The sequence below is a fragment of the Stenotrophomonas sp. SKA14 genome, from assembly GCF_000158575.1.
GTDB classification, from domain to species: Bacteria; Pseudomonadota; Gammaproteobacteria; order Xanthomonadales; family Xanthomonadaceae; genus Stenotrophomonas; species Stenotrophomonas forensis.
This window is the reverse complement of sequence record NZ_DS999412.1, coordinates 837274-851805: the sequence shown is the minus strand read 5'-3', so window position 1 is coordinate 851805 and position 14532 is coordinate 837274. Positions and strand designations below refer to the sequence as shown.

Genomic DNA, 14532 nt, shown 5'->3' with positions numbered 1-14532 from the left:
TGCCGGAAACCCTCAGCCCGCAGGAGTGCTCGCACCGTGCAGGTAATCCAGGCTCACCTGCAGCAATGCACGCAGCCCGACATCCAGCGCCTTCTCATCCAGCAGGAACTTCGGCGAATGGTTGGCCGGCGCCGTCGCCGGGTCGATGCCCACGCTGGTCGAACCCACGAAGAAGAACATGCCCGGTACTTCCTTCGCGTACAGCGAGAAGTCTTCCGCGCCCATCTGCAGCGGCGGCTCGTACACGTTGTCCTTGCCGACCACCGCCTGCAGGCTCGGCAGCATCTTCGCGGTCAGCGCCGGGTCGTTCACCGTCGCCGGGTTGCCTTCCGACTCGTAGATGTCGGTCACTGCCTTCGCGCCGTGCGCGGCCGCGGTGTGCTCGGCCACGTTGCGCAGGTCGGCGAAGATCTGCTGGCGCATGCCTTCGTCGAAGGTGCGGATGGTGCCGACCATCTCCACTTCATCGGGAATGATGTTGTAGCGGATGCCACCGTTGATCGCGCCGAAGGTCAGCACCGCTGGCTGCTTGGACAGGTTGGCGCGGCGGCTGACGATGGTCTGCGCGGTGCCGACCAGATCGGCGGTGGCCACGATCGGGTCCACGCCATTCCACGGTGCCGAACCGTGCGTCTGGCGGCCGATCACCTTGATCCCGAAGCGGTCCGAGGCGGCCATCAGCGGGCCACCACGCACTGCGATCTGCCCTGCCTGCACGCTGGAGAACACATGCAGGCCGAACACCGCCTCCGGCTTGAAGTCGGCGAACAATCCTTCCTTCAACATCAATGCCGCACCGCCCTCTTCCGGCGGCGGTGCGCCTTCCTCGGCCGGCTGGAAGATCAGCATCACCTGGCCCGGCAGGTCCTTCTTCATCGACACCAGCGCTTCGGCCACGCCGAGCAGGGTGGCGGTGTGCGCATCATGGCCGCAGGCATGCATCACACCCACGGTCTGCCCGCGGTACTGGTCGGTGGCCTTGGAGGCGAACGGCAGGCCGGTCTGCTCGGTCACCGGCAACGCATCCATGTCCGCACGCAGCGCGATCTTCGGGCCCGGCTTGCCGCCTTCGATGATCGCCACCACGCCGTGATGGGCGATGCCGGTCTTCGGCTTCAGGCCCATCGCACGCAGGCGCTTGGCGACCTCGGCCGAGGTGCGCGCCTCGCGGTTGGACAGCTCCGGGTGCTGGTGGAAATCGCGGCGCCATTCAACCACCCGGGCCTGCAGCCGCTGCGCGGCGGCGGTCACTTCCGGGCGCTGCCCGTCCTGGGCATGGGCAAGCGCCGGCAGGGCCAGCAACAGGGCGGACAACAGCAGCGAACGGCGCATCGCAATCTCCACGGCAAGGGGTTCCAGCTGAATGTAGGGCAACACTGCAGCCACGGGAACCTCCGCGGCTGCATCCGGTCTTAGCGCCCGTCCCATCCGTCATGCAGGAAACGTGATGTGGCACAGGTATGCTTTGCGCATTGCCCCCGGGGTCCCGCCCGGTCCAGCCCTCTTGGAGTCCTCGTAATGTCACGTGTTTGGAAGATCGTGCTGCTGGTCGTGGCGGTACTGGTGCTGGCCGTGGTCGGCCTGCGCGTCGTCGGCGGAGGCAAGGACAAGGCTGGAAAACCCGCTGCGGGCGCACGCCAGGGCGGCGAAGACCCGGATGCCGGCCCGGTGCCGGTGACTGTGGTCGACGCCACGCGCCAGGACGTGCCGGTGTATGCCAGCGCGCTGGGCACGGTGACTGCGATGAACACGGTCACCGTCAGCCCGCAGGTGGGCGGCCAGCTGATGAGCCTCAATTTCCGCGAAGGCCAGGAAGTGAAGCAGGGTGACGTGCTGGCGGTGATCGATCCGCGCACCGCCCAGGCCAGCTATGACCAGGCGGCGGCGGCCAAGCGCCAGAACGAGGCCCTGCTGGCCACCGCACGCTCCAACTTCCAGCGCTCGAACGCACCGGAGTATCGCCAGTACGTTGCCAAGACCGATCTGGATACACAGCGAAACCAAGTGGCACAGTATGAAAGCGCGGTGGCCGCCAACGAGGCCAGCATGCGCTCGGCACAGGTGCAGCTGCAGTACACCAAGGTCACCGCACCGATCTCCGGCATTGCCGGCATCCGCGCGGTCGACGCCGGCAACGTGGTCAACGCCGGTACCGCGCTGGTCACGCTGACCCAGATCCATCCGATCCACGTGCTGTTCAACCTGCCCGAGCGCCAGCTCGGCGACGTGCGCCAGGCGCAGGCAGCCGGCACGGTGCCGGTGGCCGCGCTGGACCGCGCCGATTCGCACGTGCTGTCCGGCGACGGCAAGCTGGACGTGGTCGACAACCTGATCAGCGCCGACAGCGGCACGTTCAAGGCCCGCGCGATCTTCGACAACACCGACAACGGGCTGTGGCCCGGCCAGTTCGTCAACGTGCGCATGCAGCTGCGCACCATCGGTGGCGGCGTGGTCATCCCCACCCAGGCGGTGCTGCGTGGCCCGGATGGCGAGTACGTCTACATCGTGCAGGGCGACAACACGGTAAAGATGCAGACCGTGCGCAGCGGCGTGGAAGTGGGCGACAGCCAGGTGCAGATCGCCGAAGGCCTGAAGGGTGGCGAGCGCGTGGTCAGCGAAGGCCAGTTCCGCCTGAAGCCGGGCAGCAAGGTCACCGCGTTGAAGCCGGGCGAAACGCCGGCCGCGCCGACCGAGGCCGAACTGAAGGCCGCCGAGCAGAAGAACGGTGGCGGCGGTGGCCGTCGCGGTGGTGGCCCGCGCTGAGCGCAGGCCACTGACCTCTCCCGCGCCGGCATCCCCGCCGGCGCTGCCAATGAAGTGCCAGCAAGGATCAGTCCGTGGGCTTTTCGACGATCTTCATCCGCCGCCCCATCGCCACCTCGCTGTTGATGGCGGGGCTGTTGCTGCTGGGCATCCTCGGTTACCGCAAGCTGCCGGTGTCGGCGCTGCCGGAAATCGATGCACCCAGCCTGGTGGTCACCACCCAGTACCCCGGCGCCAACGCCACCACCATGGCCTCGCTGGTCACCACGCCACTGGAGCGCCAGTTCGGGCAGATCTCCGGGCTGGAGCTGATGACCTCCGACTCCTCGGCCGGGTTGTCGACGATCATCCTGCAGTTCTCGATGGACCGCGACATCGACATCGCGGCGCAGGACGTGCAGGCGGCGATCCGCCAGGCCACCCTGCCCTCGTCGCTGCCCTACCAGCCGGTCTACAACCGGGTGAACCCGGCCGACGCGGCCATCGTCACCCTGAAGCTGACGTCTGACACGCGCCCGCTGCGCGACGTCAACAACTACGCCGACTCGATCCTGGCCCAGCGCCTGTCGCAGGTGCAGGGCGTGGGCCTGGTCTCGATCGCCGGCAACGTGCGCCCGGCGGTACGCATCCAGGTCAACCCGGCGCAGCTGTCGAACATGGGCCTGACCCTGGAACAGCTGCGCAGCGCGCTGACCCAGGCCAATGTCAATGCGCCCAAGGGCTCGTTGAACGGCAAGACCCAGTCCTACAGCATCGGCACCAACGACCAGCTGGCCAGTGCCGCCGAGTACCGCGACACCATCATCAGCTACAAGAACGGCCGCCCGGTGCGGTTGTCCGACGTGGCCGACGTGGTCGATGGCGTGGAGAACGACCAGCTGGCCGCGTGGGCCGATGGCAAGCCCGCGGTACTGCTGGAAGTGCGCCGCCAGCCCGGCGCCAACATCGTGCAGACCGTCGAGCGCATCCGCGCGATCCTGCCGCAGCTGCAGGGCGTGCTGCCGGCCGACGTGCACCTGGAGATCTTCAACGACCGCACCGAGACCATCCGCGCCTCGGTGCATGAAGTGCAGTTCACCCTGATCCTCACCATCGGCCTGGTGGTGGCGGTGATCTTCGTGTTCCTGCGCCGGTTGTGGGCCACGATCATCCCGTCGGTGGCGGTACCGCTGTCGCTGGCCGGCACCTTCGCGGTGATGGCGTTTGCCGGCATGTCGCTGGACAACCTTTCGCTGATGGCGCTGGTGGTGGCCACCGGCTTCGTGGTCGACGATGCGATCGTGATGATCGAGAACATCGTGCGCTACATCGAGCAGGGCAAGAGTGGCAAGGAGGCGGCCGAAATCGGTGCGCGCCAGATCGGCTTCACCGTGCTGTCGCTGACCGTCTCGCTGGTGGCGGTGTTCCTGCCGCTGCTGCTGATGCCTGGCGTCACCGGCCGCCTGTTCCATGAGTTCGCGTGGGTGCTGAGCATCGCCGTGGTGCTGTCGATGCTGATCTCGCTGACGCTCACCCCGATGATGTGCGCCTACCTGCTCAAGCCCGACGCCCTGCCCGAAGGCGAGGACGCGCATGAGCGCGCGGCAGCGGCCGGCAAGCAGAACCTGTGGACGCGTACCGTCGGCCTGTACGAGCACAGCCTGGACTGGGTGCTGGGTCACCAGCGCCTGACCCTGGCCGTGGCCGGCGGTGCGCTGGTGCTGACCGTGCTGCTGTACGTACTGATTCCCAAGGGCCTGCTGCCCGAGCAGGACACCGGCCTGATCACCGGCGTGGTGCAGGCCGACCAGAACATCGCCTTCCCGCAGATGGAGCAGCGCACCAAGCAGGTCGCAGAAGCGCTGCGCCAGGACCCGGACGTGACCGGCGTGTCCGCGTTCATCGGTGCCGGCAGCATGAACCCCACGCTCAACCAGGGCCAGCTGTCGATCGTGCTGAAGGAGCGCAGCCAGCGCGACGGCCTGGACGAGATCCTGCCACGCCTGCAGAAGGCAGTGGCCGGCATTCCGGGCGTAGCGCTGTACCTGAAGCCGGTGCAGGACGTGACCCTGGATACCCGCGTGGCCGCCACCGAGTACCAGTATTCGCTGTCGGACGTGGACAGCGCCGAAGTGGCCAAGCAGGCCACGCGCCTGACCGAAGCGCTGCGCCAGCGCCCGGAACTGGCCGACGTCGACAACAACCTGTCCAACCAGGGCCGCGCGCTTGAGCTGAACATCGACCGCGACAAGGCCAGCGTGCTGGGCGTGCCGATGCAGACCATCGATGACACGCTCTACGATGCGTTCGGCCAGCGCCAGATCTCGACCATCTTCACCGAGCTCAACCAGTACCGCGTGGTGCTGGAAGTGGCACCGGAGTTCCGCACCAGCACCGCGCTGATGGAACAGCTGGCCGTGGCCTCCAACGGCGCCGGCGCGCTGACCGGCACCAATGCCACCAGCTTCGGCCAGGTCACCTCGTCCAATTCGTCCACCGCCACCGGCATCGGCGCACAGAACACCGGCATCACCGTCGGCGCCGGCAACATCATCCCGCTGTCGGCCTTGGCCGAGGGCAAGGTGAGCAGCGCACCGCTGGTGGTCAGCCACCAGCAGCAGCTGCCGGCGGTGACGGTCTCGTTCAACGTGGCACCGGGCTATTCGCTGTCCGAAGCCGTGCGTGCGATCCAGGAGACCAAGGACAGCCTGGACATGCCCACCCACCTGCATGCCGAGTTCATCGGCAAGGCCGCCGAGTTCACCGGCAGCCAGACCGACGTGGTGTGGCTGCTGCTGGCCTCGCTGGTGGTGATCTACATCGTGCTGGGCGTGCTCTATGAGAGCTACATCCACCCGATCACGATCATCTCCACGCTGCCGCCGGCCGGCGTCGGCGCACTGCTGGCGTTGATGCTGTGCGGGCTGAGCCTGTCGGTGGACGGCATCGTCGGCATCGTGCTGCTGATCGGCATCGTCAAGAAGAACGGCATCATGATGGTCGACTTCGCGATCGAGGCGCGCCGCGCCGGCGCCAACGCGCACGAGGCGATCCGCCGTGCCTGCCTGCTGCGCTTCCGCCCGATCATGATGACCACCGCCGCGGCCATGCTGGGCGCGCTGCCACTGGCCTTGGGCACCGGCATCGGCTCGGAGCTGCGCCGCCCGCTCGGCATCGCCATCGTCGGCGGCCTGCTGCTGTCGCAGCTGGTCACGCTTTACACCACACCGGTGATCTACCTGTACATGGAGCGCTTCTCCGAGTGGCTTGCCCGCCGCCGCGAACAGCGTGCGCTGCGCAACGGTTCGCTGCAGGAGCCGCAGGCATGATCCACACCCCGCTGCTGCGGGGGGCCGCACGATGAACCTGTCCGGCCCCTTCATCCGCCGCCCGATCGGCACCGCGCTGCTGGCCATCGGCCTGTTCATGGTCGGCCTGATCTGCTACCTGCGCCTGGGCGTGTCGGCACTGCCAAACATCGAGATCCCGGTGATCTTCGTGCACGCCAGCCAGTCCGGCGCCGATGCGGCCACCATGGCGACCACGGTCACCGCGCCGCTGGAGCGCCACCTGGGCCAGCTGCCGGGCATCGACCGCATGCGCTCGTCCAGCTCGGAAGGCAGCTCGCTGGTGTTCATGATCTTCCAGAGCGGCCACAACATCGATTCGGCCGCGCTGGACGTACAGACCGCGATCAATTCGGCACAGGCCGACCTGCCCTCTGGCATGGGCTCGCCGATGTACCAGAAGGCGAATCCGAACGATGACCCGGTGATCGCCATCGCGCTGACCTCGCAGACGCAGTCGGCCGACGAGCTGTACAACGTCGCCGACTCGCTGCTGGCGCAGCGCATCCGCCAGATCGGCGGCGTCGCCTCGGTCGACATCGCCGGTGCTTCGACGCCCGCCGTGCGCGTGGACGTCAACCTGCGCCTGATGAACGCCCTCGGCCTGACCGCCGACGACCTGCGCAACGCCGTGCGCGCGGCCAATGTGACCTCGCCCACCGGCTTCCTCAGCGATGGCAACACCACCACCGCGATCATCGCCAACGATTCGGTGGCGCGTGCGGCCGACTTCGCCGACCTGGTGGTCAAGACCCAGGGCGATGGCCGGGTGATCCGCCTGAAGGACATCGCCAACGTCTACGACGGCCAGCAGGACGCCTACCAGGCGGCCTGGTTCGACCACAAGCCGGCGGTGGTGATGTACGTGTTCACCCGTGCCGGCGCCAACATCGTGGAGACCGTGGACCGGGTCAAGGCGCAGATCCCGACCCTGCGCGACTACCTGCAGCCCGGCACCACGATGACGCCGTACTTCGACCGTACGCCGACCATCCGTTCCTCGCTGCATGAAGTACAGATCACCCTGCTGATCAGCCTGGCGATGGTGGTGCTGACCATGGCGCTGTTCCTGCGCCGGCTGGCACCGACCCTGATCGCCGCGGTGACCGTGCCGCTGTCGCTGGCCGGTGCCGCGCTGGTGATGTACGTGATGGGCTTCACCCTGAACAACCTGAGCCTGCTGGCGCTGGTGATCGCGATCGGCTTCGTGGTCGACGATGCGATCGTGGTGATCGAGAACATCATGCGCCACCTCGACGAAGGCATGCCGCGCATGCAGGCGGCGCTGACCGGTGCACGCGAGATCGGCTTCACCATCGTCTCGATCACCGCCTCGCTGGTGGCGGTGTTCATCCCGCTGCTGTTCGCCAGCGGCATGATGGGCGCGTTCTTCCGCGAGTTCACCGTCACCCTGGTGGCGGCCATCGTGGTCTCGATGATCGTCTCGCTGACGCTGACCCCGGCGCTGTGCAGCCGCTTCCTCAGCGCGCACGACCACGCGGCGCCACCGTCACGCTTCGGCCGCTGGCTGGATGCCGGCCACGAGCGCATGCTGCGTGTCTACACCGTGTTCCTCGACTTCTCGCTGCGCCACGCGCTGCTGATGTCGTTGACCCCGTTGATCCTGATCGGCGTCACCGTGTTCCTGTTCGGTGCGGTGAAGAAGGGTGCGTTCCCGCCGCAGGACACCGGCCTGATCTGGGGCCGCGCCAATTCCAGCGCCACGGTGTCCTTCGAGGACATGGTCGCCCGCCAACGCCGCATCACCGACATGCTGATGGCCGACCCGGCAGTGAAGACCGTGGGTGTGCGCCTGGGCAGCGGCCGCCAGGGCTCCAGCGCGCAGTTCAACATCGAGCTGAAATCGCGCAGCGACGGCCGCCGCGAAACCACCGCGCATGCGCTTGCGCGGTTGAGCGCCAAGGCCGACCGCTACCCGGACCTGCAGCTGCGCCTGCGCGCGATCCAGGACCTGCCCAGCAATGATGGGGGTGGCTCCAGCCAGGGCGCACAGTACCGCATTTCGCTGCAGGGCAACGACCTGGCCGCACTGCAGGAATGGCTGCCCAAGCTGCAGGCGGAACTGAAGAAGAACCCGAAACTGCGCGACGTCGGCACCGATGTCGACAACGCCGGCCTGCGCCAGAACATCCAGATCGACCGCGCCAAGGCCGCGCGCCTGGGCATCACCGTGGGTGCCATCGACGGCGCGCTGTACGGTGCGTTCGGCCAGCGCCAGATCTCCACCATCTATTCGGACATCAACCAGTACAGCGTGGTGGTCAACGCCCTGCCCTCGCAGACCGCCACGCCGGCGGCGCTGGATGAGGTGTACGTGCGGGCGCGCAACGGCGACATGGTGCCGATCACCGCGGTGGCCACCCAGATTCCGGGCCTGGCACCGTCGCAGATCACCCATGAAAACCAGTACACGACGATGGACCTCAGCTACAACCTGGCTCCGGACGTGAGCATGGGCGAGGCCAAGGCGATCATCGACGCGACCGTGGCCGGCATGCGCATGCCCGGCGACATCCGCCTGGCCGATGATGCAGGCTTCGGCTTCAACTCCGACCCCAGCGACATGCTGATCCTGGTGCTGGCGGCGATCCTGACCGTGTACCTGGTGCTGGGCATGCTCTACGAGAGCCTGATCCACCCGGTCACCATCCTGTCCACGCTGCCGGCGGCGGGCGTGGGTGCGCTGCTGGCCTTGTTCGGCACCAACACCGAGCTGTCGGTGATCTCGATGATCGCGCTGGTGCTGCTGATCGGCATCGTCAAGAAGAACGCGATCATGATGATCGACTTCGCGCTGGTAGCACAGCGCGAGCACGGGCTGGCGCCCCGCGACGCCGCCCGCGAGGCCAGCATCGTGCGCTTCCGCCCGATCATGATGACCACCATGGTGGCGATCCTGGCCGCCGTGCCGCTGGCGATCGGCCTCGGCGAAGGCTCCGAACTGCGCCGTCCGCTGGGCATCGCGATGATCGGCGGCCTGCTGTTCTCGCAGAGCCTGACCCTGCTCAGCACGCCGGCGCTGTACGTAATCTTCTCGTGCCTGGCCGAACGCTGGCGGGCGCGTCGCGCACGCAAGCGCGAGGCCAAGCTGCTCAAGCGCGCGCAACGGGCGTAGCTCGGTAGAGCCGGCCGCTGGCCGGCTTCCCCGGCGCATCTGCCGGCCAGCGGCCGGCACTACCAGGGCATGTCTGCGCAGACTGTCCCCTTCACCCCGCACCCGCAATAATGGTGGCAGATCCTTCCACCGAGCCTGCATGTCCGCCCGACAATCCCGTCTCAGCCGCCTGTGGGCCCACGAGAAGGCCAGCTACGGCCTGCGGGTGTTCATCGCCCTAACGGCGGCGGTGGCCGCATGCTGGCAGCTGGATGCGCTGACCGCCCTGCCCGGCGTGTTCCTGGGCATCATCGCCAGCGCCATCGCCGAGACCGATGACAACTGGTGGGGCCGGACCAAGGCCGTGCTGCTGTCGCTGCTGTGCTTCTGCATCGCCGCGGCGTCGGTGATCTGGCTGTTCCCATGGCCGTGGGTCTTCATCGGCGCGCTGGCGCTGTCCACCTTCGGCCTGACCCTGCTCGGTGCGCTCGGCGAGCGCTATGCGTCCATTGCCCAGGCCACGGTGACGCTGGCCATCTACACCATGATCGGCCTGGAGCAGCATGGTGCCAGCGACCTGCACAGCGCACTGGACGCCGTCAGCCACCTGCTGGCCGGTGCGGTCTGGTACGGCCTGCTGTCGATCCTGTGGACCGCGCTGTTCGCCAATCGGCCGGTGCGCGAGCGCGTGGCACGGCTGTACCAGGAACTGGGCCGCTACCTGCAGTTGAAAGCCGCCCTGTTCGAACCGGTGCGCGAGGCCGACCTGCAACGCCGCCAGCTCGACCTGGCCGAGCAGAACCGGCGTGTCGTCGGCGCGCTGAACGAGGCCAAGACCGCGATCCTGGCCCGCTTCGGCCGGTCCGGCCGGCCCGGCGTGAATTCCGGCCTGTACCTGCGCCTGTACTACATGGCGCAGGATTTCCACGAGCGCGCCAGTTCTTCGCACTACCCGTATGGCGCGCTGGTCGACGCGTTCTTCCACAGCGACGTGCTGTACCGCTGCCAGCGCCTGCTCGATCTGCAGGGCCAGGCCTGCGCGCGGCTGGGCGAGGCGATCCGCCTGCGCCGCCCGTTCGTGTATGGCGAGAACAACCAGCAGGCCGGGCGCGACCTGGCCGATGCGCTGGCCTACCTGCGTGACCAGCAGCGGCCACAGTGGCAGCGCCTGCTCGGTTCGCTGGACCTGCTGGTGCACAACCTGCGCAGCATCGAGCGCCGCCTGCTCGACGCCGAGCGCTCCGAAGCCAGCCTGGACAACGTCGATACCCGCCTGCGCGACAGCAACCCCCACACCCTGCGCGAGATGGGCGTGCGCATCCGCCAGCAGCTCACGCCCGGCTCGGTGCTGTTCCGCCACGGGCTGCGCATGGCACTGGCGCTGATCGCCGGCTTTGCAGCGATCCGCCTGTTCAATGCGCAGAACGGTTCGTGGGTGCTGCTGACCATCGTGTTCGTGTGCCGCCCCAACTTCGGCGCCACCCGCCAACGCCTGGCCCAGCGCATCGTCGGCACGCTCGCCGGCCTGGTGCTGACCTGGGCACTGCTGCAGCTGTTCCCGCAGCTGCACGTGCAGCTGCTGATTGCCCTGCTTTCGGCGCTGCTGTTCTTCTTCACCCGCACCGACCGCTACCTTGTGGCGTCGGCGGCGATCACGGTGATGGCACTGACCTGCTTCAACCTGATCGGCGATGGCTTCGTGCTGATCGTGCCGCGCATGGTCGACACCGTACTGGGCTGCGCGATCGCAGCGGCGGCGGCGTTCCTGATCCTGCCCGACTGGCAGGGCCGCCAGCTGCACCTGGTGCTGGCGCGCGTGCTGGACACCGCTGCACGTTATCTGGACTCGGTGCTGGGCCAGTACCGCAGCGGCATGCGCGACGACCTGGCCTACCGCATCGCCCGCCGCGACATGCACAACGCCGACGCGGCGCTGTCCACCGCACTGTCGAACATGCTGCGCGAGCCCGGCCACGTGCGCCGCAACCTGGACGCCGGCTTCCACTTCCTGGCCCTGTCCAACACCCTGCTCGGCCACCTTTCGGCCCTGGGTGCGCATCGCGACCAGGTGGACAGCTACGCCGGCGATCCGCTGGCATTGGCCGCCGGTGACCGCGTGCGCAAGGCGCTACAGCAGCTGGCGACGGCGCTGAACGCGCGGCAGCCGGTCGCGGAGGACGACAACGATGCGGATCGCGCGGTCGCCGCCGAGCTTGAGCAGATCGACGAGGCGATGCCACCGAAGCTGCAGCTGATCCGCACACAGATGGCGCTGGTGCTGCGCCTGCTGCCGAAGGTACGGGCGGCGGCCAATGAAGCGGTGACCAGCCTGACCTGATCCCTCACCGCCGAATCGGGCATGCCATCCACGCATGGCGTGGATCCACCGCGCCGCGTGCAACAGCGCGTTGCGCCCTGCGCTGCATCCCGATCACGCCGCCGGATCGATACTGGGGCATTCCCCTTGCCCTGGATGTCCCCATGAAGATCGAACTCGGCGGCCGCACCGCACTGGTCACCGCCTCCACCGCCGGCATCGGCCTCGCCATCGCACAGGGCCTGTCCGCGGCCGGTGCCACGGTGGTTCTCAACGGCCGCAGCACCGACAGTATCGAACGCGCACGCCAGCGGCTGATCAGCGCCGTGCCGGGCGCCGACCTGCACGGTGTCGCCGCCGATCTGTCCGATGCCAGCGGCGTCGAAACGCTGCTCGCCGGCCTGCCCAAGGTCGACATCCTGGTCAACAATGCCGGCATCTTCGGCCCCGAGGACTTCTTCGAGACCGACGACGCCACCTGGGAGCGCTACTGGCAGACCAACGTGATGTCCGGCGTGCGCCTGTCGCGTGCGCTGCTGCCGGCGATGGTCGATGCCGGCTGGGGCCGCGTGCTGTTCATTTCCTCCGAATCGGCGCGCAACATCCCGGCCGACATGATCCATTACGGGGTCAGCAAGACCGCGCAGCTGTCGTTGTCGCGCGGCCTGGCCAAGCGCGTGGCCGGCAGTGGCGTCACCGTCAACGCGGTGCTGCCCGGCCCGACCCTCTCCGATGGTTTCGCGGCGATGTTCGAGGATGAACGCCAGCGCAGCGGCAAGACGCTGGAGCAGATCGGTCGTGAGTTCGTGATGGCGCACCGGCCGTCCTCGGTGATCCAGCGCACTGCCACAGTCGAGGAAGTGGCCAACATGGTGGTGTACCTGGCCTCGCCACAGGCCTCGGCCACCTCCGGCGCGGCGCTGCGCGTGGATGGCGGCGTGGTCGACGATATCGTCTGAGAGCGCTGGAGGTGTGCGGACCAACGGTCCGCAACCACAGGTCCGCACCCACCGTCGCGGGGCTTCAGTAGATCCACGCCATGCGTGGATGCATCCGGCCATGGTCCCGGCGGATAGGCAGGAATGCTAGGCTGCGCCGGTCAAGGAGGCTCCATGTCCGGTCACAACCAGTTCGCCCTGCTGCGCCAGCGCCGTTTCCTGCCGTTCTTCGTGGTCCAGGCGCTCGGTGCATTCAATGACAACGTCTACCGGCAGGCGATCATCAGCATGTTGCTGTTCATGGCCGTGCCGGAGGAAGAACTGGGGCTGTACGCCACCCTGGCGCCAGCCATCTTCATCCTGCCGTACTTCCTGTTCTCGGCACTGGCCGGGCAGATCGCCGACAAGCTGGAAAAATCGCGGCTGATCGTGATCACCACCACCATGGAGATCGTGATCATGTCGCTGGCCGCCACCGGCTTCCTCACCCAGAGCCTGCCGGTACTGCTGATCGCACTGTTCTGCACCGGCATGCAGTCGACCCTGTTCGGCCCGGTGAAGTACTCGGTGCTGCCGTCGGTGCTCAAGCCCGAGGAATTGACCGGTGGCAACGGTCTGGTCGAGATGGGCACGTCGATGTCGATCCTGTCCGGCATGATCGTCGGCGGTCTGGTGTTCACCGTGGCCGGCAGCCACGGCACGGTGGTGGCGGCATGCGCGATCATCGGCCTGGCCATCTGCGGCAACATCGCCGCGCGGCTGATTCCCAAGGTCGACGCCGGAGACCCGAACCTGAAGATCAACTGGAACCCGCTGCCGGAATCGCTGGCGGTGCTGCGCATGGCGCGCCAGCAGAAAGCGGTGCGCAACGCGATCCTGGGCGTGTCCTGGTTCTGGTTCGTCGGTACCGTGCTGACCTCGCAGCTGCCGGCCTACGCGGTGGCCAACCTCGGCGGCGAGCCGATCCTGTACATCTTCGCGCTCGCCCTGTTCTCGGTCGGCACCGGCGTCGGCTCACTGCTGTGCGAGAAGCTGTCGGCGCGCACGGTGGAGATCGGCCTGGTGCCGCTGGGTGCGTTCGGCATGACCGCGTTCCTGCTTGATCTGTACTTCGCCCGCAGCGGCGAGGCCACCGTGCACGGGCTGACCGTCGGCACCTTCCTGCAGCAGCCCGGCAACCTCCGCATCGTCATCGACCTGATCGGCATCGGCCTGTTCACCGGCATCTTCGTGGTGCCGCTGTTCGCGCTGATCCAGAGCCGCACGCCCAAGGCACAGATGTCACGCGTGTTCGCCGCGCTGAACATCCAGAACTCCGGCTTCATCGTGGCCGCCGCCCTGCTGTCACTGGCCGCGCACAAGCTGCTGCACTGGACCATCCCGCAACAGTTCCTGGCGCTGGCCATCGCCAATGCGCTGGTGGCGATCTACATCTTCACCATCGTCCCCGAATTCCTGATGCGCTTCCTCAGCTGGGTGATGGTGCGCACCCTGTACCGGCTGCGCCCGCACGGCATCGAGGCCAACGTGCCCGACGAAGGCGCCGCGCTGCTGGTCTGCAACCATGTCAGCTACATGGACGCGCTGATCCTGTCGGCGACGATCCCGCGCCCGGTTCGCTTCGTCATGTACTACAGGATCTTCAACATCCCGGTGATGCGCTGGATCTTCCGGACCGCCAAGGCCATCCCGATCGCCGGTGCGCGCGAAGATCCGGCATTGATGCAGCGCGCGTTCGACGAGATCGATGCCGCGTTGGCCGAGGGCGAGCTGGTCTGCATCTTCCCGGAAGGCGCACTGACCAAGGACGGCACCATGGCGCAATTCAAGTCCGGCGTCGAGAAGATCCTCGAACGACGGCCGGTGCCGGTGGTGCCGATGGCGCTGCGTGGCATGTGGTCGAGCATGTGGAGCCGCCGCGACAGCCGCCTCGGGCGCATGCGCGTCCCGCGCCGCTTCCGCGCCACCATCGAGGTCGTGGCGGCACCGGCCGTGGACGGCCGCAGCACCGACGCACCTGCGCTGGAGGCCCAGGTGCGCGCCCTGCGCGGGGATCACGCCTGACGTAACCGG

The 14532-nt window shown here is 67.7% G+C and carries 7 protein-coding genes; 6 read left to right on the top strand and 1 reads right to left on the bottom strand.

Going from position 1 to position 14532, the window contains the following annotated elements; genetic code table 11:
- Positions 1-12: 12 nt before the first annotated feature.
- Positions 13-1332 (bottom strand): M20 family metallopeptidase, encoded by a 1320-nt coding sequence (locus SSKA14_RS03875; RefSeq protein WP_040009323.1) that lies wholly within the window; start codon positions 1330-1332, stop codon positions 13-15.
- Between the two features lie 186 nt (positions 1333-1518).
- Between SSKA14_RS03875 and SSKA14_RS03870 the strand changes: the two genes are divergently transcribed.
- From SSKA14_RS03870 to SSKA14_RS03845, 6 genes are all read left to right on the top strand, one after another.
- A complete protein-coding gene (locus SSKA14_RS03870; RefSeq protein WP_008268529.1) occupies positions 1519-2763 on the top strand; it encodes an efflux RND transporter periplasmic adaptor subunit in 1245 nt (414 codons plus the stop codon).
- 74 nt (positions 2764-2837) lie between these two features.
- Positions 2838-6071, top strand: a complete 3234-nt coding sequence (locus SSKA14_RS03865; RefSeq protein WP_008266749.1) for an efflux RND transporter permease subunit — start codon at positions 2838-2840, stop codon at positions 6069-6071.
- Positions 6072-6102: 31 nt separating this feature from the next.
- Entirely contained in the window at positions 6103-9225 is a 3123-nt protein-coding gene (locus SSKA14_RS03860) for an efflux RND transporter permease subunit (protein ID WP_008268331.1), read from the top strand.
- A 139-nt stretch (positions 9226-9364) separates the two neighbouring features.
- Positions 9365-11542 carry a YccS family putative transporter gene (gene yccS, locus SSKA14_RS03855; protein WP_008266926.1) on the top strand — a complete coding sequence of 726 codons (2178 nt, stop codon included), beginning with the start codon at positions 9365-9367 and terminating at the stop codon, positions 11540-11542.
- Positions 11543-11685: 143 nt separating this feature from the next.
- Complete coding sequence (locus SSKA14_RS03850) at positions 11686-12480, top strand: SDR family oxidoreductase (protein ID WP_008265849.1); 795 nt, start codon at positions 11686-11688, stop codon at positions 12478-12480.
- A gap of 153 nt (positions 12481-12633) precedes the next feature.
- Positions 12634-14523: an MFS transporter gene (locus tag SSKA14_RS03845; protein WP_008266884.1), complete on the top strand. Its 1890-nt coding sequence runs from the start codon at positions 12634-12636 to the stop codon at positions 14521-14523.
- Positions 14524-14532 lie beyond the last annotated feature (9 nt).